This window comes from Pseudomonas sp. R1-1, from assembly GCF_051132135.1.
In the GTDB taxonomy this organism is placed as follows: Bacteria; Pseudomonadota; Gammaproteobacteria; order Pseudomonadales; family Pseudomonadaceae; genus Aquipseudomonas.
Genome location: NZ_CP071663.1, coordinates 1,521,767 through 1,545,473 on the forward strand (window position 1 = coordinate 1,521,767; position 23,707 = coordinate 1,545,473).

Consider the following 23,707-nt stretch of genomic DNA (forward strand, 5'->3'; position numbering starts at 1 on the left):
GCACACGCGCAGTGAGGTCGGCCGGATCAGATATCCCAGATCAGGTTGATCGCGAAGTTGCGGCCCGGCTGGGTCAGGCGATCGAGGTTGGCCGGCTGGGTGACCGAGGCTTCGCCGACGCTGTCGTAACCGCGCACGTCATCCCACAGCCAGTACTGCTTGTCGGTGAGGTTGTAGATGCCGCCGCTGACGGTGACGTCGTCGCTGACCTTGTAATACCCGGCCAGATCGAGAATGCCGAAGCCCGGCGTCTTGAACTGGCTGCTGACGCCGTCCGGCGACTTGAAATTGCTGTCGTCGACGCGGTCCTTTTTCTTCACCACGGTCCAGCTCAGCAAGCCGCCGTAATGGTCCTGGTCGTAACCGAGGCCGAACACGCCGGTCAGTGGGTTGACGCTGTTGATCGGTTCGCCGCTGTCGTTGTTGCGACCATAGGCGTAGGCGATCGAGCCTTGGGTGTACAGGCCTTGCGGGGCGCCGAACGCATCCAGATTCAAGCGGCCTTTGACTTCCGCGCCCTTGATCGTGGCGCGCTTGATGTTGTTGCTCTGGAAGGTCAGTTGATCGTCGCCCGGTTTGACCGCGTCTTCGTTGATGAAATCGCGGTACTTGTTATAGAACACCGCCACGTCAAACGAGCCGTGCTCGAAATTACCGCGCAGGCCGGTTTCGAAGCTTTTGCTTTTCTCCGGCTCAAGATCGGAGTTAGGCGCGACGGTGTAACCGGTGGTGCTGTTCTCGAAGCGCCCGTACAACGATTTCGCCGTCGGGGTGCGGAAGCCTTCGGCGTACTGGCCGTACCAGGTGTAGTTCTCGGTCAGGGCATAGGTCAGGCCGAATTTCGGCGAGACTTTGTGCCAGGTCTTGTTCTTGTCGCTGACGGTGCCCTGGCCGTCGGCGGCCACGGTGTTGAGGAATTCCTGGGTGATGTGTGGCTTGAGCTGGGTGTAGTCGTAGCGCAGGCCCGGCAGGAAGGTCCAGTCGTTCCAGCTGATCTGGTCCTGCGCGAACAGGCTGTAGGTGTTGATGGTCGGATCGGGGAAATCGCTGGCCTTGGCCAGCACGTCCGCCGCACTGGTCGCACCAATCGCCGTGCAGCCACGGCCGACGGCCAGACAGGTGCCGTCGCCGCTGCGCGAGCCGGTGACTTTCTGCTGCTTGATCGTGGTGCCATAGGTCAGCACATGATCGGTGGCGCCGAGGGTGAAGGCCTTGTCCAGTTGCGCATCGAAGACCCACTGTTTTTCTTCGTAGATCGTGTCGCGGGTGCGCAGCACTTTGCGGGTGATCGGGTAGTAATACTCTTCGGTGCTCTGATCGGTCTTGGCGATCTGGTAATTGAGGCTCCACTTCACGTTGTCGACCAGCAGGCTGTCGAGGGCGAACGTGTGCTCGAGGCCAAAGCGCTCACGGCTGATGGTGTCGTTGCCGGTGCGCCACTGGTACATGCCGCCGGGCAGCACGCTGTCGGGGATGGTCGGCGCACCGTTGAAGTAGGGGCCGCCGTAGGCGCTTTTCTGATCGGTGTCGCGGTCGTCCTTGTACTTCTCGTAGGTCAGGCCCAGACGCGAATCGTCGTTGTAGTTCCAGCCGAGCTTGGCCAGTACGTTGGTGGCGCGCACGTCTTCCGGGTTGGCGGCGGTGCGCGCAAGGCCGGTGCCGTTGTTGCCGCCGTAGGATTCGGTTTCGTGACCGTCGCGCTGGCTGTAATGCAGCAAGCCGTCGAACTCGCCGGAGCGCCCGGCGACGGTGGCGGATTTCAGCCAGCTGTCATCGGCAGAGCTGTAACCGGTTTTCAGGCGCGCGCCGAGGTCTTTGCCGGGCTTGATGATGTCGTCGGCATCCAGCGTGTAATAGCTGACCGCGCCGCCGATGGCGTTGCTGCCGTACAGCACCGAGGCCGGGCCGCGCAGGATCTCCACGCGTTTGACGATTTCCGGGTCAACGTAGTTGCGCTGGCTCTTGGCGTACGGGCCGTTGAAGAAACCGTTGGGGATTTCCACGCCATCGACCTGCGTGAGGATGCGGTCGCCGTCGATCCCACGGATGTTGTAGCCGCTGATGCCGCCGCGCTGGCCGGCACCGCCAACGGAAACGCCCGGCTCGTAGCGGACCAGTTCCTTGATGGTGTTGACGTTGTGGCGGTCGAGGTCTTCGCGGGTCTGCACGGTGACGGTGGCGGGCACGCTGTTGACCAACTGCTCCTGGCGGGTGGCGCTGATGGTCACCTGATCCAGGTTCAGCGTGCCGCTGCTGTTGCGCTTTTCCAGCACGACGTTGTTGTTGCTCAGCTTGCGGAAGCTCAGGTTGGTCCCCACCAACAGCCGCTCGAGGGCTTTCTCCGGCGGCAACGAACCGCGCACACCCGGCGATGCCACGCCCTGGCCCAGTTCCGCCGGCAGGCCGACCTGCCAACCGGTCACGGCAGTAAAAGCGTTCAACGCCGAAACCAAAGGCTGTTGGCCGATGGCAAACGCGTAGTCGCCCATGTTGCGCGCCGGTTGCTCAGGGGCCGCCAGCAGCGGCGCGGTGCCGGCCATGAGGATGGCCGCGGTCAGCAGCGACAGTACGCGGGAAGGGGAAGCGGTCTGGCGGGTAAGGCGTGAGGACATCGATAGCGCTCCGTGTCGCACGAATCTTTATAGGTGCTGATTGGCATCGCTTGATGCGAATCAATTGCATTGGCTATAACGAGACGTACTGACGCGGGCTATCGAGTAAAAATAATTCTCATTTAGTTGAGGATGACCAAAGCGGGGAATTCTTGCAGCCGCGCCGAAGTGATGTGCGCGAGGGAACGGACCACGTCGAGCGGCTGATCGAGGCGGTAATTGCCGGTCACGGCGACGTCGGCCAACTGCTCGTTGGTATTGATGATCCAGCCCGGATAGTAGCGGCGTAGTTCGGCCAGCACCTGATTCAGCGGGCAGTTCTCGAACACCAGGCGGCCCTGCACCCAGGCCAGATCGGTATTGGCGTCGAGTCTGGCCGGGCGATCGAAACCGTTGGGGCCAATGCGGATACTTTCGCCAGCGCTCAGGCGTACCCGCGCATCGTTGTGGGTGGCGCGCAGGTCGACATCGCCACGCTGCACATTGACCTGCGCGACCCCGTCGAGATAACGCACGGCAAATGCGGTGTCGCGCACGCTGGCGCGGACCGGCCCGGCATCGATTTCCAGCGCCTGACCGCGGCCACTGGCGACCTCGAAAAACGCCTCGCCCTGAAACAGCCGGGCCACGCGCTGCTGATCGTTGATCGTGCTGGAGAACGCCGAGTTGGTATTGAGCAGGACTTTCGAGCCGTCCTCCAGTTGCAGGCGCTGGCGCTCGCCCACCACGGTCAGATGATCGGCTTGCAGGCGCATTGGCAGGTTGCTGAAACTGAACAGACCGAGGACCAGCACCGCCGCCGTGGCCAGTGGTTTCCAGTGCGGGCGCAAGCGTTGCAGGAAGGTGACTTTCGCCGGTTTCGCCGCCAGGGCTTGTGCGCACAACGCCACTTGCGGACCGTCCCAGATCGCCTGGGCCTTGGCGAACGCGTCGGCATTCAACGGATCGGCCGCCAGCCAGGCGTGGAACTGCCGGGTCTGCTCCTCGTCCGGGCTGCCGAGCACGATGAGCCAGTCCAGTGCCTGGTCCATTGCGTTGGCAGCGTCCTGCGCCGAATCCGGCGAAGGCGAGCGGTGGGTGTCCGTCACGGTGTTTCCTCGGCAGTGTCTGTGCACGGCTGTTTTTTTAGTGAAGCGTAAAAGTCCGGCAAGGGTAACAAAGCGCGATGATCAGCGCAGTCGATCCTGGCACTTACAGAAACGCCCTACAGCATCAGTCGCCATTCAGGCGCTCAGCAACGCCGATGCAGATCGACATGATCAGTTTCAGTTCTTTTTGTACGGTGCTGAGGGAGACGTTCAGTTCGTCAGCGATTTCCTGGTAACTGTTCCCGTGCAAACGGCTGAGGATGAAAATCTGCTGCTGGCGCGGGCTGAGTTGACCGAGGCTCACATTCAGGCGCTCCAGCATTTGTTCGGCGTGAGCGGCGTCTTCGGCGCTGCTGGCGGGGGCGGCGACGCTGTGGACAATATCCGGCGGCACATCATCGATCATGGTTCGCGCATGGATCTTGCGCGCACGGAGATGATCCAGCGCCAGATTGCGCGCGGTCTGAAACACAAACGGTTCGAGGTGGTCGATGGCCCGCTCGCTCAAGGCACGAGTGACGCGCAGGTAGGTTTCCTGCAGCAGGTCTTCAGCGGTGCTGTGATTGTTGACCATGCGCTCCAGCGTGCGCAGCAGGGACGTGCGCTGGGCAAGGAAGACATGATTGAAGCGCGATTGACTCACGGAAGGACCTGATCCATTTCAAGCGAATGATAATGCTTATCATCTGGCCGAATGGTCAAGCAATGATTTCAATTTGAAATCGTCAATCCCTGTGGGAGCCAGCCCTGCTGGCGATAGCGGTTTTACCTGCACCGAATCCGGTGGCTGAGAAATGGCTATCGCCAGCAGGCTGGCTCCCACAGGGGATTGGGTGGCCGGGATTACTCGGCGTTACACAACGCCAGGCAGTTATCCAGCATGCGGTTGGAGAAGCCCCATTCGTTGTCATACCAGGCCAGCACTTTCAGCAGTTTGCCGCTGGATTTGGTGTGGTTGGCGTCGAAGATCGACGACAGCGGGTTGTGGTTGAAGTCGCTGGAAACCAGTGGCAGCGTGTTGTAACCCAGAATCTTCGAGTGCTGGCTCGCGGCTTTGAGCAGGGCGTTGACTTCGTCGGCGCTGGCTTCTTTCTTCAACTGCACGGTCAGGTCCACCAGTGACACGTTGATCACCGGCACACGCACGGCCATGCCGGTCAGTTTGCCGGCCAGTTCCGGCAGCACCAGGCCTACCGCTTCAGCGGCGCCGGTCTTGCTCGGGATCATGTTCTGCGTGGCCGAGCGCGCGCGGTACGGGTCGGTGTGATAGACGTCGGTGAGGTTCTGGTCGTTGGTGTAGGCGTGGATGGTGGTCATCAGACCGCTTTCGATGCCCAGCTCGCGGTGCAGCACCTGCGCAACCGGCGCCAGGCAGTTGGTGGTGCACGACGCGTTGGAAATGATCTGGTGCGACTGGCGCAGAATGTCGTGGTTGACGCCGTAGACCACGGTGGCGTCGGCGCCTTTGGCCGGGGCCGAGATAATCACTTTGCGTGCGCCGGCGCTAATATGCGCGGCGGCTTTGGCGCGGTCGGTAAAGAGACCGGTGCATTCGAACACCACATCAATCTTTTCCGCCGCCCAGGGCAGTTCGGCCGGGTTGCGAATCGCGCTGACTGCGATGCGGTCGCCGTTGACCGTCAGGCTCTCGTTATCGTGCGCCACTTCCGCGTCGAAGGTGCCGTGAACGGTGTCGTATTTGAGCAGATGGGCATTGATCGAACTGTCGCCCAGATCGTTGATGGCGACGATCTGCAGATCCTGTCGATAGCCTTGGGTATACAGTGCGCGCAGGACATTACGGCCGATGCGGCCAAAACCATTGATTGCGATTCGAAGAGTCATGGAACAGCGCCGCCGTCGTTTTGTTGTTGGAATTACAAGATTATTCGCATAAAAATAGAAAACAAGCCTTTTTAGTGGCAATATTTTGTTTTATCTACAACGAGTGACCTGAATCAACTGGTCCGAATGGTCAAAAAAGCCGTCTGTCATTCCACCGACACCGGCGTTTGATCAGCATAGACAATCAGGTCGCCACATCCGTTAGCCTGGAGTTCTACACATGCATCCCCGCGTTCTTGAGGTCACCGAACGGCTTATCGCCCGCAGCCGCGCCACGCGTCAGGCTTACCTTGCACTGATTCGCGGCGCCGCCACGGACGGGCCGATGCGCGGCAAGCTGCAATGCGCCAACTTCGCCCATGGTGTGGCCGGTTGCGGCAGCGAAGACAAGCACAGCCTGCGGATGATGAACTCGGCGAACATCGCCATTGTGTCTTCGTATAACGACATGCTTTCGGCGCACCAGCCGTACGAAGTGTTCCCCCAGCAGATCAAGAACGCCCTGCGCGAAATCGGCTCGGTCGGCCAGTTCGCTGGCGGCACCCCGGCGATGTGCGACGGCGTGACTCAGGGCGAGCCGGGCATGGAACTGAGCCTGCCGAGCCGAGAAGTGATTGCCATGTCGACCGCCGTGGCGCTGTCGCACAACATGTTCGACGGTGCGCTGATGCTCGGCATCTGCGACAAGATCGTGCCGGGACTGATGATGGGCTCGCTGCGCTTCGGTCATCTGCCGACCATTTTCGTGCCGGGCGGGCCGATGGTCTCGGGGATTTCCAACAAGGAAAAAGCCGATGTGCGGCAGAAGTACGCCGAAGGCAAGGCGACCCGCGAAGAGCTGCTGGAATCGGAGATGAAGTCCTACCACAGCCCGGGCACCTGCACGTTCTACGGCACCGCCAACACCAACCAGTTGCTGATGGAAGTCATGGGCCTGCACTTGCCGGGCGCCTCTTTCGTCAACCCGAACACGCCGCTGCGCGATGCGCTGACCCGCGAAGCCGCGCATCAGGTCACGCGCCTGACCAAGCAGAACGGCAACTTCATGCCGATCGGTGAAATCGTCGACGAGAAGGCGCTGGTCAATTCGATCGTTGCCCTGCACGCCACTGGCGGCTCGACCAACCACACCCTGCACATGCCAGCGATCGCCATGGCCGCGGGCATTCAGCTGACCTGGCAGGACATGGCCGACCTCTCCGAAGTCGTGCCGACCCTGAGCCACGTCTACCCGAACGGCAAAGCCGACATCAACCACTTCCAGGCCGCGGGCGGCATGTCGTTCCTGATCCGCGAACTGCTTGGCGCCGGTCTGCTGCACGAAGACGTCAACACCGTGCTTGGCCATGGCCTGAGTAAGTACACCAAAGAACCATTCCTTGATAACGGCGAGCTGGTCTGGCGCGAAGGCCCGACTGACAGCCTCGACGAAAACATTTTGCGTCCAGTCTCTCGAGCGTTCTCCACCGAGGGTGGCTTGCGCGTGATGGAGGGCAACCTCGGTCGCGGCGTGATGAAGGTCTCGGCGGTGGCGCTGGAAAACCAGATCGTCGAAGCGCCGGCGATGGTGTTCCAGGATCAGCAGGATCTGGCCGACGCATTCAAGGCCGGTCTGCTGGAGAAGGATTTCGTCGCAGTGATGCGCTTCCAGGGCCCGCGTTCCAACGGAATGCCGGAGCTGCACAAGATGACGCCGTTCCTCGGCGTGCTGCAGGATCGCGGCTTCAAAGTGGCACTGGTGACCGACGGGCGCATGTCCGGCGCGTCGGGGAAAATCCCTGCGGCAATTCACGTCAGCCCCGAAGCTTATGTAGGTGGTGCTTTGGCGCGCGTGCAAGAGGGCGATATCATCCGCGTCGATGGCGTCAAAGGCACCTTGGAACTGAAGGTCGACGCCGACGAATTTGCCGCGCGCGAACCTGCCAAAGGCCTGTTGGGCAACAACATCGGCAGCGGTCGCGAACTGTTCGGCTTCATGCGCATGGCCTTCAGCTCGGCGGAGCAGGGCGCCAGCGCCTTCACTTCTGCCCTGGAGACGCTTAATTGAAACTGGCTTTGGTCGGTGACATCGGAGGCACCAACGCACGTTTTGCGTTGTGGCAAAACCAGCAACTGCACTCGGTTCAGGTGCTGGCCACGGCCGACTTCGCCAGCCCGGAAGAGGCGATCAGCCTGTATCTGAGCGGGCTCGGTCTGGCGCCGGGGGCGATCGGCTCGGTGTGCCTGTCGGTCGCCGGTCCGGTCAGCGGCGATGAATTCAAGTTCACCAACAATCACTGGCGCCTGAGCCGCAGCGCGTTCTGCAAGACCTTGCAGGTCGAGCAATTGTTGCTGACCAACGATTTTTCGGCGATGGCGCTGGGCATGACCCGCTTGCAGCCGGGTGAGTTCCGGGTGATCTGCGAGGGCACGCCGGAGCCGTTGCGCCCGGCGGTGGTGATCGGCCCGGGCACCGGGCTGGGCGTCGGCACCTTGCTGGACCTCGGCGAAGGCCGCTTCGCGGCATTGCCGGGCGAGGGCGGTCATGTCGACCTGCCGCTGAGCAGCCCGCGGGAAACGCAACTGTGGCAGCACATCTACAACGAGATCGGCCATGTCAGCGCCGAGACTGCGTTGAGCGGCGGCGGCTTGCCGCGACTGTACCGGGCGATCTGCGCAGTCGACGGGCATGAGCCGACCCTCGACACGCCGGAAGCGATTACCGCGGCTGGTCTGGCGGGCGATCCGATTGCCCTCGAAGTCCTTGAGCAGTTCTGCTGCTGGCTCGGCCGCGTCGCCGGCAACAACGTGCTGACCACTGGCGCCCGCGGTGGGGTGTATATCGTTGGCGGGGTGATTCCACGCTTTGCCGATTTCTTCGCCAGCAGTGGTTTCGCCCGCTGCTTCGCCGACAAGGGTTGCATGAGCGATTACTTCAAAGGCATCCCGGTGTGGCTGGTGACGGCGCCGTACTCTGGCCTGGTCGGCGCCGGCGTGGCCCTCGACCAAGCCCTCCCGATCTGAAACCCAATCCGCCTCTGTGGGAGCGAGCCTGCTCGCGAAAGCGGTGTATTAGTCAACAAATGTGTTGAAGGTAAAACCGATTCGCGAGCAGGCTCGCTCCCACAGTGGATTTGTGGTGTTAGTGATCGTTCCCACGCTCTGCGTGGGAATGCAGCCCGTGACGCTCCGCGTCACTGGACGCGGAGCGTCCCCAGAGGCATTCCCACGCAGAGCGTGGGAATGATCAGCAACAGACAACAAATTTCTAAAGTTCATCAGGCATAATCCGCCCCAATTCCAACAACAAGGATGCCTTCGAAGTGAGCTCAGTCAACAAGTCGATATTGTTGGTCGATGACGATCAGGAGATACGCGAGTTGCTGGAAACCTACCTGACCCGCGCCGGGTTTCAGGTACGCGCCACCGCCGACGGGGCCGGTTTCCGTCAGGCGCTCAACGAGGCGCCGAGCGATCTGGTGATTCTCGACGTCATGCTGCCCGACGAAGACGGCTTCAGCCTGTGCCGTTGGGTGCGCCAGCATCCGCGTCAGGCGCAGGTGCCGATCATCATGCTGACCGCCAGTTCCGACGAAGCCGACCGCGTGATCGGTCTGGAGCTCGGCGCTGACGATTACCTCGGCAAACCGTTCAGCCCGCGCGAGTTGCAAGCGCGGATCAAGGCCCTGCTGCGCCGCGCGCAATTCGCCCACGAACGCAGCGGCAGTGAAGTGCTGGCCTTCGACGAGTGGCGGCTGGACATGGTCAGTCATCGGCTGTTTCACACCGACGGCGAGGAAGTGATTCTCTCCGGTGCCGATTTCGCCCTGCTCAAACTGTTTCTCGATCACCCGCAGGAAATCCTTGACCGCGACACCATCGGCAACGCCACCCGTGGCCGCGACCTGATGCCGCTCGATCGGATTGTCGACATGGCCGTCAGCCGCTTGCGCCAGCGTCTGCGAGACACCGAAAAACCGCCGCGACTGATCCGCACCGTGCGCGGCAGCGGCTATCAACTGGCAGCCAACGTGGTTGCCGGCAATGCTCACTGAGTCGCTGCGCAGACTCGCCGCAAAAGTCCCAGTGCCACGCTCGTTGCTCGGGCGCATGTTGCTGTTGACCCTGCTCGCGGTGCTGTTTGCGCAAACCCTGTCGAGCGTGATCTGGGTTTCGCAGCTGCGCGCGACGCAGCTCGAAGGGCTGGTCACCAGCGCTCGCAGCCTGGCCCATTCGATGACCGCCAGCGTCAGCTACTTTCGCTCGCTGCCGGTGGCCTACCGGCCGCTGGTGCTCGACCAGTTGCGCAGCATGGGCGGTACGCGTTTTGTCGTGACTTTGAATGACAAACCGCTGGGCATGGACGTGTTGCCGGTCACCCCGCGCAAAGCGGCGGTGATGCAAGCGGTGGATGAAGTGCTGCGCCAGACCCTGGGGCATGACACCGATATCTCGGTGACCTTCGTCAGCCCCGAGGACCTGCGCATCTTCAATGCCGGCTTGAAGCTCGATGAACTGCCGCGCTCGTGGGCGCATTACGCGCTGACGCTCGAACCGGTCAATCCGCCGGTGCTGGTTACGCAGATTCAAATGGCCCCGGGCGAATGGCTGTACATCGCCTCGCTGTTGCCCGAGCCCTACACCAGTCTCGAAGAACAAGGCCTGCCGTCGCAGCAGGTGTGGTTCATCGTCCTCACCAGCGGTTTTCTGCTATTGTTCATTGGCCTTTTGGTGCACTGGCAGAGCCGCCCGCTCAAGCGTCTGGCGCGCTCGGCGCGGGATTTGTCGCTGGGCGCCGACGTTGAGCCGGTGGCCGAGGGCGGCGGCAGCGAAGTGGTGGAAGTAGGCCGCGCGTTCAACACCATGCGCGAGCGCATCAGCCGTTACCTGACCGAACGCAGCCAGTTGTTCAGCGCGATTTCCCATGACCTGCGCACGCCAATCACCCGTTTGCGCTTGCGCGTCGAACTGCTCGAAGACGAAAAACTGCAAGCCAAGTTCGGCCGTGATCTGGATGAGTTGGAGCTGCTGGTGAAAGGCGCGCTGCAATGCGTCAAGGACACCGACATCCACGAGAACATCGAGCCGGTGGATCTCAACCATGTGCTCGATTGCCTGGTCGAGCCGTATCTGGCACCGAACGGCAATGGCCGCGTGACTCAACACGGCCGCGCACTGACGGCGTATCCGGGCAAGCCGCTGGCGTTGAAACGCTGCATCGGCAACCTGATCGACAATGCGCTCAAGTACGGGCAGAACGCGCATCTGCACATCGACGACGATGAAAGCGCGTTTGTGCTGCACGTCGACGACGAAGGCCCGGGCGTGCCGGAGCAGCGTCTGGAGCAGGTGTTCGAACCGCATTTCCGCTTGGCCGGGCAGCAGCAAGGTTACGGGTTGGGGTTGGGCATTGCGCGCAATATTGCCCATAGCCATGGTGGAGAAGTGACGTTGCAGAATCTGCGTGAGGGTGGGTTGCGGGTGACGTTGCAGTTGCCTAGATCTGTGGATTAACCCCTGAAGAGCCCCTCACCCTAGCCCTCTCCCAGGGGGAGAGGGGACCGACCGAGTTGTCTTGCGTCATACATCGACCTGAAACACCGTGTCGATTATGGATTCGCTGAAGTGCTCCCAGCTCGGCGCAGCTCTTGAGCATCCCCCATTCGGCCCCCTCTCCCTCCGGGAGAGGGCTGGGGTGAGGGTGCTTTTGTTGTTTGTCACAGGTCAGTGACAAACCCCGTCCCCTTCGTTACAAGCCCACCCCGGCCCGTTGTTTAGACTGCCCGCAGTCCTAACAACAAAAAAGGGTCACTCCATGGACACCTTTCACCCAGGGTTCAGCAGTTGGCTGAACGCACCTGCCCACCAGCAATGGCTCGGCGCCGAAGGCTTGCGCCTGCTGGATTTCGCCAAGGCAGCAAGACTCCCCCAAGGTTTCGGCAATCTCGACGAACGCGGCCGTTTGCCGGCGAACGCGCAAGCCGAAACCATGAACACCGCACGCATGACCCACAGCTTCGCCATGGCGCATATCCAGGGCCTGCCGGGGTTTGCCGAACTGGTCGACCACGGCATCGCCGCGTTGCGCGGGCCGTTGCGTGATGCGCTGCACGGTGGCTGGTTCGCGGTCGCCGAGCACCGCGACGACAACACCGGCAAGAATGCCTACCTGCACGCCTTTGTCGCGTTGGCCGCCAGTTCCGCCGTGGTTGCACAGCGCCCCGGCGCCCAGGCTTTGCTGGATGATGCGATCGACATCATCGACACGTATTTCTGGAGCGAAGAAGAGGGCGCCATGCGCGAATTCTTCAACCGCGACTGGAGCGAAGAGGAAGCCTATCGCGGCGCCAACAGCAACATGCACGCCACCGAAGCGTTCCTCGCGTTGGCCGATGTCACCGAAGACCCGCGCTGGCTGGTGCGCGCCCAGCGCATCGTCGAACGCGTGATCCATGGTCACGCTGCGGCCAACGATTACAGGGTTATCGAACACTTCGATCGCGACTGGCAGCCGCTGCGCGAATACAACCAGGACAATCCCGCCGACGGCTTCCGTCCCTATGGCACCACGCCGGGCCACGGGTTCGAGTGGGCGCGGCTGCTGTTGCACCTCGAAGCGGCGCGGGTCCAGGCCGGCATGCTGACGCCAGGGTGGCTCGCTACTGACGCGCAAAAACTGTTCGAGAACAACTGCCGCCACGGCTGGAACGTCGACGGTGCGCCGGGCATTGTTTACACCCTCGATTGGGACAACAAAGCGGTGGTCCGCCATCGTTTGCACTGGACCCACGCCGAAGCCAGCGCCGCCGCGAGTGCCTTGCTCAAACGCACCGGCGAGGCGCAATACGAGACCTGGTACCGACTGTTCTGGGAATTCTGCGAATTGCATTTCATCGACCGCTGCAACGGCAGCTGGCATCACGAACTCAATCCGCAAAACCAGCCAAGTGCCGATATCTGGCCGGGCAAACCCGATCTGTATCACGCCTGGCAAGCGGTGCTGATTCCGCGATTGCCACTGGCACCGAGCATGGCCACGGCTTTGGCGCAGTTATCCTGCGGCAGTCCTGTGTAACCATGTCGTGACATTTACGCGTCCCTTCGTTACCTGCGAAGGGAAACGCTCTGTTTAAACTCCGTGCAGCGCAAGCACCAGACTTGCAATGCATAACAACAAGAAAGGTACATCTCGAATGAATGCGATTTCTCGCCTCGCTACTGTCATTTCTGTCGCCTCCCTGTTCCCGCTCGCAATCCTGCCGCTCAGTGTTTCCGCTGCCGAATCCAAAGGTTCGGTCGAAGTCGTGCATTGGTGGACCTCCGGTGGCGAAAAAGCCGCTGTCGATGTGCTCAAGGCTCAAGTCGAAAAAGACGGTTTCACCTGGAAGGATGGCGCTGTCGCCGGTGGTGGCGGTGCGACTGCCATGACCGTGCTGAAAAGCCGCGCCGTCGCCGGCAACCCGCCGGGCGTCGCCCAGATCAAAGGCCCGGATATCCAGGAATGGGCATCGACCGGCCTGCTCGACACCGACGTTTTGAAAGACGTCGCCAAGTCGGAAAAGTGGGACAGCCTGCTCGACAAGAAAGTCTCCGACACCGTCAAGTACGACGGTGACTACGTGGCCGTGCCGGTGAACATTCACCGCGTCAACTGGCTGTGGATCAACCCGGAAGTGTTCAAGAAAGCCGGGATCACCAAGAACCCAACCACCCTCGAAGAGTTCTACGCCGCGGGCGACAAGCTGAAAGCCGCAGGCTTCATTGCGCTGGCTCACGGCGGTCAGCCTTGGCAGGACAGCACCGTGTTCGAAGCCGTGGTGCTCTCGGTCATGGGTGTCGACGGTTACAAGAAAGCCCTCGTCGATCTCGACAACAAAGCGCTGACCGGTCCGGAAATGGTCAAGGCGCTGACCGAGCTGAAGAAAGTCGCGACCTACATGGACGCTGACGGCAAAGGTCAGGACTGGAACCTCGAAGCGGCCAAGGTCATCAACGGCAAGGCTGGCATGCAGATCATGGGTGACTGGGCCAAGTCCGAATGGACCGCGGCCAGGAAAGTCGCCGGCAAGGACTACGAATGCGTAGCGTTCCCGGGCACCGACAAAGCGTTCACCTACAACATCGACTCGCTGGCCGTGTTCAAGCAGAAGGACGCGGGCACCGCGGCCGGTCAGCAAGACATCGCCAAAGTCGTGCTGGGTGAAAACTTCCAGAAAGTCTTCAGCATCAACAAAGGCTCGATTCCGGTTCGCAACGACATGTTGAACAACATGGACAAGCTCGGCTTCGACTCCTGCGCACAAACCGCTGCCAAGGACTTCCTCGCGGACGCCAAGTCCGGCGGCCTGCAACCGAGCATGGCGCACAACATGGCGACCACGCTGGCGGTGCAGGGCGCGTTCTTTGACGTAGTCACCAACTACATCAACGACCCGAAAGCCGACCCGGCCGATGCCGCGAAAAAACTCGGCGCGGCGGTTCAGTCAGCCAAGTAATGCTTGGCCCCTGTAGGAGTGAGCCTGCTCGCGATAGCAATCTGTCAGCCAGTATTTGAGTGACTGACACACCGCAATCGCGAGCAGGCTCACTCCTGCAAGGGAATGCTTTCGTAAACCCTTACTGTGGATTTGCTCATGAGTTCTGTTGCTGTGTTCAGCAAGGCCTCGCCGTTCGATGCATTGCAGCGCTGGCTACCGAAACTGGTGCTGGCGCCGAGCATGTTCATCGTGCTGGTGGGCTTCTATGGCTACATCCTGTGGACGTTCATTCTGTCGTTCACTACCTCGACTTTCCTGCCCAACTACAAGTGGGCCGGTCTGGCGCAATACGCACGGTTGTTCGACAACGACCGCTGGTGGGTCGCGAGCAAGAATCTCGCGGTATTCGGCGGCATGTTCATCGGCATCACCCTGGTGATCGGTGTGTTGCTGGCGGTATTCCTCGATCAGCGCATCCGTCGCGAAGGCTTTATCCGCACCATTTACCTGTACCCGATGGCGCTCTCGATGATCGTTACCGGTACCGCCTGGAAATGGCTGCTCAACCCGGGCATGGGCCTGGACAAATTGTTGCGTGACTGGGGCTGGGAAGGCTTCCGTCTCGACTGGCTGATCGACCCTGATCGCGTGGTCTATTGCCTGGTGATCGCCGCTGTGTGGCAAGCCTCGGGCTTCATCATGGCGATGTTCCTTGCCGGCCTGCGCGGTGTTGATCAATCGATCATTCGTGCTGCGCAGATCGACGGCGCGAGCATGCCGCGCATCTACTGGAAAGTGGTGCTGCCAAGCCTGCGTCCGGTGTTCTTCAGTGCGGTGATGATTCTGGCGCACATTGCGATCAAGAGCTTCGACCTCGTCGCCGCGATGACCGCGGGCGGTCCGGGCTATTCCTCCGACCTGCCAGCGATGTTCATGTATTCCTTCACCTTCAGTCGCGGCCAGATGGGCATGGGCTCGGCCAGTGCGATTCTGATGCTCGGTGCGATCCTCGCGATCATCGTGCCTTACCTGTATTCCGAGCTGAGGACCAAGCGCAATGACTAGTCTCGCTGCCAAACCTGCGATCAGCTTCAGCCGCATCGCCATTTACGCGGTGCTGATCTTCGCGGTATTCCTGTATCTGGTGCCGCTGGTGGTCATGTTGCTCACCAGCTTCAAGACCCCGGAAGACATCAGCACCGGTAACCTGTTGAGCTGGCCGACCGTGGTCAGCGGCATCGGCTGGGTCAAGGCCTGGGCTACCGTTGACGGCTACTTCTGGAACTCGATCAAGATCACTGTTCCGGCCGTGATCATCTCCACCGCCATCGGTGCGTTGAACGGTTACGTGCTGTCGATGTGGCGCTTCCGTGGTTCGCAGCTGTTCTTCGGTCTGCTGCTGTTCGGCTGCTTCCTGCCGTTCCAGACCGTGTTGCTGCCGGCCTCGTTCACCCTCGGCAAGATGGGTCTGGCGAGCACCACCACTGGCCTGGTTTTCGTGCACGTGGTTTACGGCCTGGCGTTCACCACGCTGTTCTTCCGTAACTACTACGTGAGCATCCCCGATGCGCTGGTCAAGGCGGCGCGTCTGGACGGTGCCGGTTTCTTCACGATTTTCCGCCGGATCATTCTGCCGATGTCGACGCCGATCATCATGGTCTGCCTGATCTGGCAGTTCACCCAGATCTGGAACGACTTCCTCTTCGGTGTGGTGTTCTCCAGCGGCGATTCGCAGCCGATCACCGTGGCGCTGAACAACCTGGTCAACACCAGCACCGGCGCCAAGGAATATAACGTTGATATGGCAGCGGCGATGATCGCCGGCCTGCCGACCCTGCTGGTCTATGTGGTCGCAGGCAAGTATTTCGTGCGCGGGCTGACGGCCGGCGCGGTCAAGGGGTAATCATGGCAACGCTCGAACTTCGCAACGTCAACAAGACTTACGGTGCCGGCCTGCCGGACACCCTGAAGAACATCGAACTGTCGATCAAGGACGGCGAATTCCTGATCCTCGTCGGCCCGTCGGGCTGCGGCAAATCGACCTTGATGAACTGCATCGCCGGTCTGGAAACCATTACCGGCGGCGCGATCATGATCGGCGATCAGGACGTCAGCGGCATGAGCCCCAAGGATCGTGACATCGCCATGGTGTTCCAGTCCTACGCGCTGTACCCGACCATGAGCGTGCGGGAGAACATCGAGTTCGGCCTGAAAATCCGCAAGATGCCCCAGGCAGCGATCGACGAAGAAGTCGCCCGCGTGGCCAAGCTGTTGCAGATCGAACACTTGCTCAATCGCAAGCCGGGCCAGCTCTCCGGTGGTCAGCAACAGCGTGTGGCGATGGGCCGTGCACTGGCGCGGCGGCCGAAGATCTACCTGTTCGACGAACCGCTGTCCAACCTTGACGCCAAGCTGCGCGTCGAGATGCGCACCGAAATGAAACTGATGCACCAGCGTCTGAAAACCACCACCGTTTACGTGACCCACGACCAGATCGAAGCGATGACCCTGGGCGATAAAGTCGCGGTGATGAAAGACGGAATCATTCAGCAGTTCGGTACCCCTAAGGATATCTACAACGATCCGGCCAACCTGTTCGTCGCAAGCTTCATCGGCTCGCCGCCGATGAACTTCATTCCGCTGCGCTTGCAGCGCAAGGACGGCCGTTTGCTGGCGCTGCTCGACAGCGGCCAGGCGCGTTGCGAGTTGCCGATGAGCATGCAGGACGCCGGTCTTGAAGACCGCGAAGTGATCCTCGGCCTGCGCCCGGAGCAGATCTGCCTGGCGAACGGCGAGGGCAATGGCCTGCCGAGCATTCGTGCTGAAGTACAGGTCACCGAACCGACCGGTCCGGACACCCTGGTGTTCGTCAATTTGAATGACACCAAAGTCTGCTGCCGACTGGCGCCAGACGTGGCGCCGCAGGTGGGCGAGAGCCTGACGCTGCAGTTCGATCCGTCGAAAGTGTTGTTGTTCGATGCCAAAACCGGTGAGCGCCTGGGCACTGCCGGCCAACCGCAGACCGATGCGCGGCCTGCGAACGTGGCGCAATTCAAAGGCCGCTGAAAAACATGGTTGGAATGCTGTCCTGTGGGAGCTGGCCTGCCAGCGATGCGGGCAACTCGGTCGGTCGTCGAACCGGGTCGATGCCATCGCTGGCAGGCCAGCTCCCACAAGGATCGGTTCCACAAAAAGGAGCACGCGGTGGATTGCCTGTAATCCATCTCACTTTATGTAAACCGCGTTAGATAAAAACAGTTAATAACAATAAAGACGAGGATGTAGGGATGAAAAAGAAACACGTCAATGCCCGGTTGATCTGCCAGGTTTCTGCGGCGGCAGCACTGGTGCTGGCCGGTAACGCGATGGCGGCGGATGCGTTCAGCTCCGACTCCAAATGGATGACCGGCGACTGGGGCGGTGAGCGGACCAAGCTGATCGAGCAGGGTATCGACATCAAGGCCGACTACGTTGGCGAGATGGGCGCCAACCTGCACGGCGGCTATGACGACGACAAGACCGGCCGCTACAGCGACCAGTTCGGCCTCGGCGTGGCGCTCGACCTGCAGAAACTGTGGGGCTGGGACAACACCCAGGCGAAGATCCAGCTGACCAACCGTAACGGCTACAACATCTCCAACGACCGCGTTGGCGATCCGCGTGCCGGCACCCTCAGCTCCTCGCAGGAAGTCTACGGTCGCGGGCATATGGTGCGTCTGACCCAGTTGTGGATTCAGCACCAGTTCTTCGACAACAAACTCGACGTCAAGGCCGGTTACTTCGGTGAAGGCGAAGACTTCAACACCTTCCCGTGCGACTTCCAGAACCTCGCGTTCTGCGGTTCGCAAGTGGGTAACTGGGCGACCAACATCTGGTACAACTGGCCCGTCAGCCAGGCCGCTATCCGGGTGAAGTACAACATCAACGACGAACTCTACGCGCAGATCGGTGCGTACAACCAGAACCCGTCGCAGCTGGAACACGGCAACGGCTTCAAACTCAGCGGCAGTGGCACCAAGGGTACTGTTCTGCCGGTCGAACTGGTCTGGTCGCCGAAGGTCAACAGCCTGCCGGGCGAATACCGCGTCGGTTACTACAAGAGCACGGCTGATGCCGACGACGTTCGTGAAGACGTCAACGGTTTCGACGCCGCCACCACGGGCGACGCCTACAAGTCGCACAACAGCAAGAGCGGTTACTGGTTCGTCGCGCAACAGCAACTCACCAGCCACAACGGTGACGCCACTCGCGGTCTGAACATCGCCGCCAACGCGACCTTCCACGACAAGGACACCAACTTCATCGACAACTACCAGTCGGTGATGTTTGTCTACAAAGGGCCGTTCGATGCCCGTCCGAAAGATGACATCGGTATCGGTGCGGCGCGTATCCACGTCAACAAGGACGTCAAGCGCAATGCCGAATTGCTGAACGCTTCCAACGGTGTTTCCGACTACGACAACGCCGCGTTCTCGCCGATTCGTGAAACCGAATACAACTACGAGCTCAACTACGGCTTCCACGTCACCAACTGGCTGACCGTACGTCCCAACCTGCAATACATCACTCATCCGGGCGGTGTGGATGAAGTGGACAACGCTTTGGTCGCTGGCCTGAAAATTCAGTCTACGTTCTGACGCGTCTGCGATAAGCTCCTCTCTATGTGCGCATATTTGCGGACAGCCCAGGCTGTCCGCTTTTTTTTGGAGGGTCTGCGCAGCCCATGAAAGTTGAATTCGGAACCGTGGCCAATGCATGAGCATCCGCTGCAACGCTTCTTCAAATCCCTGCGCGAACGACCGGTGTTCGCCTGGGAACGCTATCAGCTGCGCGATGTGCTGGTGATCGATCATCCGTTATGTCAGGCGGTGTTCAGTCGGCAGGGCGCGCAATTGCTGCACTTTCAGCCGCGCGGGCAAAAGCCATGGTTGTGGTGCGCGGCGAAGTGGCCGCATGTCGGCGCGATCCGCGGTGGCGTGCCGGTGTGCTGGCCGTGGTATGGCCGGCATCCGAGCGAAAATGCCTGGCCGTCGCATGGCTGGGCGCGACTGCTCGACTGGAAACTGCTCGACAGCAGCCGCGCCGAGGATGGCGTGCGTCTGCACTGGCAATTGCAACTGTGCGACTGGCAGGTCGACCTGCACGCGCACCTGGGCGAACGCATGGAGTTACGCCTGAGCACTGAGCATCAGGACGACATGCCGTGCCAGTTGAGCCAGGCTTTGCACGCTTACTGGCGTATTGGCGATGTCGGTGAGATAGCGCTGTCTGGGCTTGAAGGTGCGCAGGGTTATGATCAGTTGAATCGCCAGGTTTGCCAGCAGGAAGGCGAATTGCGCGTGGAGGGCGGCTGCCAGCGGGTGTTTCAGCATGACGGCGAATTGCAGCTCAAGGATCACGCCTGGCAGCGCGAGTTGTGCATCGATACCGGCGACAGCGGCGACACCGTGGTGTGGCATCCGGGCGCGCGGCCGTTGCTCGGGGTGAGCTGGGATGAGATATCCGAGTTTGTCTGTGTGGAAGCGGCGGCGGGCGGGACCGACAGCCTGCATCTGGCGCCGGGGGAGAAGGCGCATTTGAGTTTGCAGGCGTGGGCGGCGGCTTGATTCTCTGTGTGGCTGGTCGCCTTATCGCGAGCAGGCTCACTCCTACAGGGGAACGCATTTCAAATGTAGGAGTGAGCCTGCTCGCGATGGCGGTCGATCAGCGTGTGGAGATTTCGGATCAGTTGAACTCATCTCCAACCGGATACCGGCTGGCATTCAAACTCTCTTTGATCTTGCGCAAATGCGGCTGGAAATCCACCCCGCGACGTAACGTCATCCCCGTCGCCAGCACATCCAGCACGGTCAACTGAATGATCCGCGAGGTCATCGGCATATAGATGTCGGTGTCTTCCGGCAGCGGAATATTCAGGCTCAACGTACTGGCCTTGGCCAGCGGCGAATTCTCCGCGGTCAGGCCCAATACCGACGCGCCATTCTCGCGAGCGATACGTGCCACTTCCACCAGTTCACGGGTGCGCCCGGTGTAGGAAATGATCACGAACAGCTCGCCGGTGTGCGCCACCGAAGCGATCATTCGCTGCATCAGCACATCGGCATGCGCGGTCACCGCCAGGTTGAAGCGGAAAAACTTGTGCTGCGCATCCAGTGCCACCGGGGCCGAAGCGCCGAGGCCGAAGAAGTGGATCTGCCGGGCCTGGATCAACAGGTCGACGGCGCGGCTGATCAGGTTTGGGTCGAGTGCCTGACACGCGCTGTCCAGCGAGGCGATGGCGCTGCCGAAAATCTTCTGCGTATAGGCTTCGGGATTGTCGTCGGCCTCGACCGCGCGGCTGACGTACGCTGCGCCGCTGGCCAGGCTCTGTGCCAATTGCAACTTGAGTTCGGGGTAGCCGCTGACACCGAACGAGCGGCAGAAACGGTTGACCGTCGGCTCGCTCACCGACGCTGCCTGGGCGAGGGCGGCGATGCTGAAGCGGGTGGCCTGCTGCGGGTTGAGCAGGATCACCTCGGCGACCTTACGTTCGGCCTTGTTCAGCTCTTCAAGGCGACTCTGGATCTGTTCCAGTAAATTTCGCACGCGGTCCATATGGAATTCCTGATTCACCGACGCAAAGGTGCGTCGGGCTATGCAAATTGGGCCTTTGATATGGCCCGTAACGGTGGCCTATCCTACTGATGCGTCCGAGGGTCCACCACTCGGAATCTGTATTTTGCGAAAATGTTGTGGTTATTACTACATTTTCCCTTGAGTGATGCCTTGAAAAAAGGTATTTGTAGCTTAACTTGATAAAAGAACAAACATCATGCCTTCGATTACGGTTGAACCGTGCACCTTTGCCTTGTTCGGCGCCCTTGGCGATCTCGCCCTGCGCAAGCTGTTTCCTGCCCTTTATCACCTCGATGGCGCTGACCTGTTGCACGAGGACACGCGCATCATCGCGCTGGCCCGTGAAGCCGGCAGCGAGCAGCAACACATGGCGTTCATCGCCGCCGAACTGCGCCGCTACGTCGGCAAAGAGCTGAACGAAACCGTGGCCGAGCGTTTTCTCGCGCGCCTGACCTACCTGCACGTCGACTTCCTCAAGGCTGAAGACTATGTTGCGCTGGCGGAAATGGCCGGCAGCAGCCAACGCATGATTGCCTACTTCGCCACGCCGGCAGCCGTATACGGCGCGATCTGCGAGAACCTGGAGAAAGTCGGTCTGGCCGAGAACACCCGCGTGGTGCTGGAAAAGCCGATCGGCTCCGACCTCGAATCTTCGCGCAAGGTCAATGACGCCGTGGCGCAGTTCTTCCCGGAAGACCGCACCTACCGAATCGACCACTATCTGGGCAAAGAGACCGTTCAGAACCTGATCGCCTTGCGTTTCGCCAACAGCCTGTTCGAAACCCAGTGGAACCAGAATTACATCTCCCACGTGGAAATCACCGTGGCCGAGAAGGTCGGCATTGAAGGCCGTTGGGGCTACTTCGACAAGGCTGGCCAGTTGCGCGACATGATCCAGAATCACCTGTTGCAGCTGCTCTGCCTGATCGCCATGGACCCGCCGGCCGACCTGTCAGCCGACAGCATCCGTGACGAGAAAGTGAAAGTGCTCAAGGCGCTGGCGCCGATCAGCCCGGAAGGCCTGACCACGCAAGTGGTGCGCGGCCAGTACATCGCCGGCCACAGCGAAGGCAAATCCGTTCCGGGTTACCTCGAAGAACCGAATTCCAATACCCAGAGCGACACCGAAACCTTCGTCGCCCTGCGTGCCGACATCCGCAACTGGCGCTGGGCCGGCGTGCCGTTCTATTTGCGCACCGGCAAGCGCATGCCGCAGAAGCTGTCGCAGATCGTCATCCACTTCAAGGAACCGTCGCACTACATCTTCGCCCCGGAGCAGCGCCTGCAGATCAGCAACAAACTGATCATCCGCCTGCAACCGGATGAAGGCATTTCCTTGCGCGTGATGACCAAGGAGCAGGGCCTGGACAAAGGCATGCAGCTGCGCAGCGGGCCGCTGCAACTGAATTTCTCCGACACCTGGCGTAGCGCGCGGATCCCCGATGCCTACGAGCGGTTGTTGCTGGAAGTGATGAACGGCAATCAGAACCTGTTTGTCCGTAAAGATGAAATCGAAGCCGCGTGGAAGTGGTGTGACCAGCTGATCGCCGGGTGGAAAAAATCCGGTGACGCGCCCAAGCCGTACGCGGCCGGGTCGTGGGGGCCGATGAGCTCCATCGCACTGATCACGCGGGACGGGAGGTCGTGGTATGGCGATATCTGATGTGCAACTGCCAGCGGGCGTGAATGCCCGCGAATTCAACAGCCCGGTGTTGTTGGCCGAAGGTCTGGCGCTGAACGTGGCCGCGCAATTGCGCGAAGCCATCGGCGCACGCGGCAACGCCGTGCTGGTGGTGTCCGGCGGTCGTAGCCCGGTGGCGTTTTTCCAGCACCTGGCGAAAGCGGATCTGGACTGGTCGAAAGTCGTCGTGACCCTCGCCGACGAGCGCTGGGTGCCGGTCGAACACGCCGACAGCAATGCCGGCCTGCTCAAGCAACACCTGCTCAAAGGGCCGGCAGCCAAGGCGCAATTTCTCAGTCTCTACAGCGCGGCAGCCAACGTTGAGCAGGCTGCCGAGCAAGCTGACCGTTTGCTCGCCGAGCTGCCGCCGATCGACGTGCTGGTGCTGGGCATGGGCGACGACGGTCACACCGCGTCGCTGTTCCCCGACAGCCCGAACCTGACCGAAGCCTTGCAGGCTGACGGCACGCGCCGCTGCTGGCCGATGCTGGCGCCGAGTGTGCCGCGTCAACGCCTGACCATGAGTCGGGCGCTGCTGGCCTCGGCGAAACACAAGATCCTGTCGATTTCCGGTCAGTCGAAACTGACCACCCTGAATGCCGCGCTGGCATCCGATGACGTCGCGGCCATGCCGGTGCGCGCATTCCTGCAACCTACGTTAGAGATTTACTGGTGCCCATGAGCCAAGGAACAGCCGCTATGACAATTGCATCCCCAACCGTTTCCATGGCGGACAAAGTTGCCCTGATCGACAGCCTCTGCGCCAAGGCGCGGATCCTGCCGGTGATCACCATCGCCCGCGAACAGGACGTGCTGCCGCTGGCCGACGCTCTCGCAGCCGGTGGCTTGACCGCGCTGGAAGTGACCCTGCGTTCGCAGTTCGGCCTCAAGGCCATCCAGATCCTGCGCGAACAGCGTCCGGAACTGATGACCGGTGCCGGCACCGTGCTCGATCGCAACATGCTCGCGGCGGCGGAAGCGGCCGGTTCGCAATTCATCGTTACCCCGGGCATTACCCGTGACCTGCTCGAAGCCAGCGTCGACAGCCCGATTCCGCTGTTGCCGGGCATCAGCAACGCCTCCGGCATCATGGAAGGCTACGGCCTGGGTTATCGCCGCTTCAAGCTGTTCCCGGCGGAAGTCAGCGGCGGCGTGGCGGCGATCAAGGCCCTTGGCGGCCCGTTCGGCGAAGTGAAATTCTGCCCGACCGGCGGCGTCGGCCCGGCCAACATCAAGAGCTACATGGCGCTGAAAAACGTCATGTGCGTGGGCGGTAGCTGGATGCTCGATCCGGAATGGATCAAGAACGGCGACTGGGCACGTATTCAGGAATGCACCGCCGAAGCCCTGGCGCTGCTGGACTGATACCGCCGGATTCAATTGTTACCTGACACTTCGTTGTGTGTTCTA

Annotated in this window: 19 protein-coding genes; 14 read left to right on the forward strand and 5 right to left on the reverse strand. The window is 61.0% G+C overall.

Annotated elements, in window-relative coordinates; genetic code table 11:
• Positions 1–26: 26 nt before the first annotated feature.
• From J3P75_RS06980 to gap, 4 genes are all read right to left on the reverse strand, one after another.
• The gene (locus J3P75_RS06980) at positions 27–2,612 is read right to left on the reverse strand and encodes a TonB-dependent receptor (RefSeq protein WP_434709748.1); all 2,586 of its coding nucleotides are present in this window, start codon (positions 2,610–2,612) and stop codon (positions 27–29) included.
• A gap of 122 nt (positions 2,613–2,734) precedes the next feature.
• Positions 2,735–3,700, reverse strand: a complete 966-nt coding sequence (locus J3P75_RS06985) for a FecR family protein (protein ID WP_434709749.1) — start codon at positions 3,698–3,700, stop codon at positions 2,735–2,737.
• A 124-nt stretch (positions 3,701–3,824) separates the two neighbouring features.
• On the reverse strand, positions 3,825–4,343 hold the full coding sequence (locus J3P75_RS06990) for an RNA polymerase sigma factor (RefSeq protein WP_434709750.1): 519 nt from the start codon (positions 4,341–4,343) through the stop codon (positions 3,825–3,827).
• A 200-nt stretch (positions 4,344–4,543) separates the two neighbouring features.
• A complete protein-coding gene (gene gap / locus J3P75_RS06995) occupies positions 4,544–5,545 on the reverse strand; it encodes a type I glyceraldehyde-3-phosphate dehydrogenase (RefSeq protein ID WP_203419217.1) in 1,002 nt (333 codons plus the stop codon).
• Between the two features lie 220 nt (positions 5,546–5,765).
• Here gap and edd point away from each other — a divergent pair, with 220 nt between their 5' ends.
• The 11 genes from edd (at position 5,766) to J3P75_RS07050 (ending at position 19,607) form a co-directional block, all read left to right on the forward strand.
• Positions 5,766–7,592 carry a phosphogluconate dehydratase gene (gene edd / locus J3P75_RS07000; protein WP_434709751.1) on the forward strand — a complete coding sequence of 609 codons (1,827 nt, stop codon included), beginning with the start codon at positions 5,766–5,768 and terminating at the stop codon, positions 7,590–7,592.
• The gene (locus tag J3P75_RS07005) at positions 7,589–8,548 is read left to right on the forward strand and encodes a glucokinase (protein ID WP_434709752.1); all 960 of its coding nucleotides are present in this window, start codon (positions 7,589–7,591) and stop codon (positions 8,546–8,548) included. Before edd ends, J3P75_RS07005 begins: the two co-directional genes overlap by 4 nt.
• A 299-nt stretch (positions 8,549–8,847) precedes the next feature.
• Positions 8,848–9,579, forward strand: a complete 732-nt coding sequence (locus J3P75_RS07010) for a response regulator (RefSeq protein WP_434596049.1) — start codon at positions 8,848–8,850, stop codon at positions 9,577–9,579.
• Positions 9,569–11,038, forward strand: coding sequence for an ATP-binding protein (locus J3P75_RS07015; RefSeq protein WP_434709753.1), 1,470 nt, complete (start codon positions 9,569–9,571; stop codon positions 11,036–11,038). Before J3P75_RS07010 ends, J3P75_RS07015 begins: the two co-directional genes overlap by 11 nt.
• A gap of 301 nt (positions 11,039–11,339) precedes the next feature.
• The gene (locus J3P75_RS07020; protein ID WP_434709754.1) at positions 11,340–12,599 is read left to right on the forward strand and encodes an AGE family epimerase/isomerase; all 1,260 of its coding nucleotides are present in this window, start codon (positions 11,340–11,342) and stop codon (positions 12,597–12,599) included.
• A 118-nt stretch (positions 12,600–12,717) separates the two neighbouring features.
• Positions 12,718–14,019 carry an ABC transporter substrate-binding protein gene (locus tag J3P75_RS07025; protein WP_434709755.1) on the forward strand — a complete coding sequence of 434 codons (1,302 nt, stop codon included), beginning with the start codon at positions 12,718–12,720 and terminating at the stop codon, positions 14,017–14,019.
• 138 nt (positions 14,020–14,157) lie between these two features.
• The gene (locus J3P75_RS07030; RefSeq protein ID WP_042607263.1) at positions 14,158–15,066 is read left to right on the forward strand and encodes a carbohydrate ABC transporter permease; all 909 of its coding nucleotides are present in this window, start codon (positions 14,158–14,160) and stop codon (positions 15,064–15,066) included.
• The gene (locus J3P75_RS07035) at positions 15,059–15,904 is read left to right on the forward strand and encodes a carbohydrate ABC transporter permease (protein WP_126365763.1); all 846 of its coding nucleotides are present in this window, start codon (positions 15,059–15,061) and stop codon (positions 15,902–15,904) included. The genes J3P75_RS07030 and J3P75_RS07035 overlap by 8 nt, the downstream gene beginning before the upstream one ends.
• A gap of 2 nt (positions 15,905–15,906) precedes the next feature.
• Positions 15,907–17,067, forward strand: a complete 1,161-nt coding sequence (locus tag J3P75_RS07040) for an ABC transporter ATP-binding protein (RefSeq protein ID WP_434709756.1) — start codon at positions 15,907–15,909, stop codon at positions 17,065–17,067.
• Positions 17,068–17,288: 221 nt separating this feature from the next.
• Complete coding sequence (locus tag J3P75_RS07045) at positions 17,289–18,638, forward strand: carbohydrate porin (protein ID WP_039758111.1); 1,350 nt, start codon at positions 17,289–17,291, stop codon at positions 18,636–18,638.
• Positions 18,639–18,752: 114 nt separating this feature from the next.
• Positions 18,753–19,607, forward strand: coding sequence for a D-hexose-6-phosphate mutarotase (locus J3P75_RS07050; protein ID WP_434709757.1), 855 nt, complete (start codon positions 18,753–18,755; stop codon positions 19,605–19,607).
• A 118-nt stretch (positions 19,608–19,725) separates the two neighbouring features.
• Here the strand turns inward: J3P75_RS07050 and J3P75_RS07055 are convergent, their stop codons facing one another.
• On the reverse strand, positions 19,726–20,586 hold the full coding sequence (locus J3P75_RS07055) for a MurR/RpiR family transcriptional regulator (protein ID WP_169842436.1): 861 nt from the start codon (positions 20,584–20,586) through the stop codon (positions 19,726–19,728).
• Positions 20,587–20,812: 226 nt separating this feature from the next.
• Between J3P75_RS07055 and zwf the strand changes: the two genes are divergently transcribed.
• From zwf to J3P75_RS07070, 3 genes are read left to right on the forward strand one after another with little or no spacing between them, the layout of a single operon-like run.
• Positions 20,813–22,279, forward strand: a complete 1,467-nt coding sequence (gene zwf, locus J3P75_RS07060; protein WP_093099054.1) for a glucose-6-phosphate dehydrogenase — start codon at positions 20,813–20,815, stop codon at positions 22,277–22,279.
• Positions 22,266–22,979, forward strand: coding sequence for a 6-phosphogluconolactonase (gene pgl / locus J3P75_RS07065; RefSeq protein ID WP_434709758.1), 714 nt, complete (start codon positions 22,266–22,268; stop codon positions 22,977–22,979). The genes zwf and pgl overlap by 14 nt, the downstream gene beginning before the upstream one ends.
• A gap of 17 nt (positions 22,980–22,996) precedes the next feature.
• Entirely contained in the window at positions 22,997–23,662 is a 666-nt protein-coding gene (locus J3P75_RS07070; RefSeq protein ID WP_090285536.1) for a bifunctional 4-hydroxy-2-oxoglutarate aldolase/2-dehydro-3-deoxy-phosphogluconate aldolase, read from the forward strand.
• Positions 23,663–23,707: the final 45 nt, after the last annotated feature.

Excerpts from the sequence above, each read along its gene's own strand:
- J3P75_RS07015 (WP_434709753.1), top strand. The coding sequence starts at position 9,569 with ATGCTCACTGAGTCGCTGCGCAGACTCGCCGCAAAAGTCCCAGTGCCA.
- gap (WP_203419217.1), bottom strand. The coding sequence starts at position 5,545 with ATGACTCTTCGAATCGCAATCAATGGTTTTGGCCGCATCGGCCGTAAT.
- J3P75_RS07035 (WP_126365763.1), top strand. The coding sequence starts at position 15,059 with ATGACTAGTCTCGCTGCCAAACCTGCGATCAGCTTCAGCCGCATCGCC.
- J3P75_RS07045 (WP_039758111.1), top strand. The coding sequence starts at position 17,289 with ATGAAAAAGAAACACGTCAATGCCCGGTTGATCTGCCAGGTTTCTGCG.
- J3P75_RS07030 (WP_042607263.1), top strand. The coding sequence starts at position 14,158 with ATGAGTTCTGTTGCTGTGTTCAGCAAGGCCTCGCCGTTCGATGCATTG.
- J3P75_RS07040 (WP_434709756.1), top strand. The coding sequence starts at position 15,907 with ATGGCAACGCTCGAACTTCGCAACGTCAACAAGACTTACGGTGCCGGC.
- edd (WP_434709751.1), top strand. The coding sequence starts at position 5,766 with ATGCATCCCCGCGTTCTTGAGGTCACCGAACGGCTTATCGCCCGCAGC.
- J3P75_RS07070 (WP_090285536.1), top strand. The coding sequence starts at position 22,997 with ATGACAATTGCATCCCCAACCGTTTCCATGGCGGACAAAGTTGCCCTG.
- J3P75_RS07025 (WP_434709755.1), top strand. The coding sequence starts at position 12,718 with ATGAATGCGATTTCTCGCCTCGCTACTGTCATTTCTGTCGCCTCCCTG.
- pgl (WP_434709758.1), top strand. The coding sequence starts at position 22,266 with ATGGCGATATCTGATGTGCAACTGCCAGCGGGCGTGAATGCCCGCGAA.
- J3P75_RS06980 (WP_434709748.1), bottom strand. The coding sequence starts at position 2,612 with ATGTCCTCACGCCTTACCCGCCAGACCGCTTCCCCTTCCCGCGTACTG.
- J3P75_RS07020 (WP_434709754.1), top strand. The coding sequence starts at position 11,340 with ATGGACACCTTTCACCCAGGGTTCAGCAGTTGGCTGAACGCACCTGCC.
- zwf (WP_093099054.1), top strand. The coding sequence starts at position 20,813 with ATGCCTTCGATTACGGTTGAACCGTGCACCTTTGCCTTGTTCGGCGCC.
- J3P75_RS07050 (WP_434709757.1), top strand. The coding sequence starts at position 18,753 with ATGCATGAGCATCCGCTGCAACGCTTCTTCAAATCCCTGCGCGAACGA.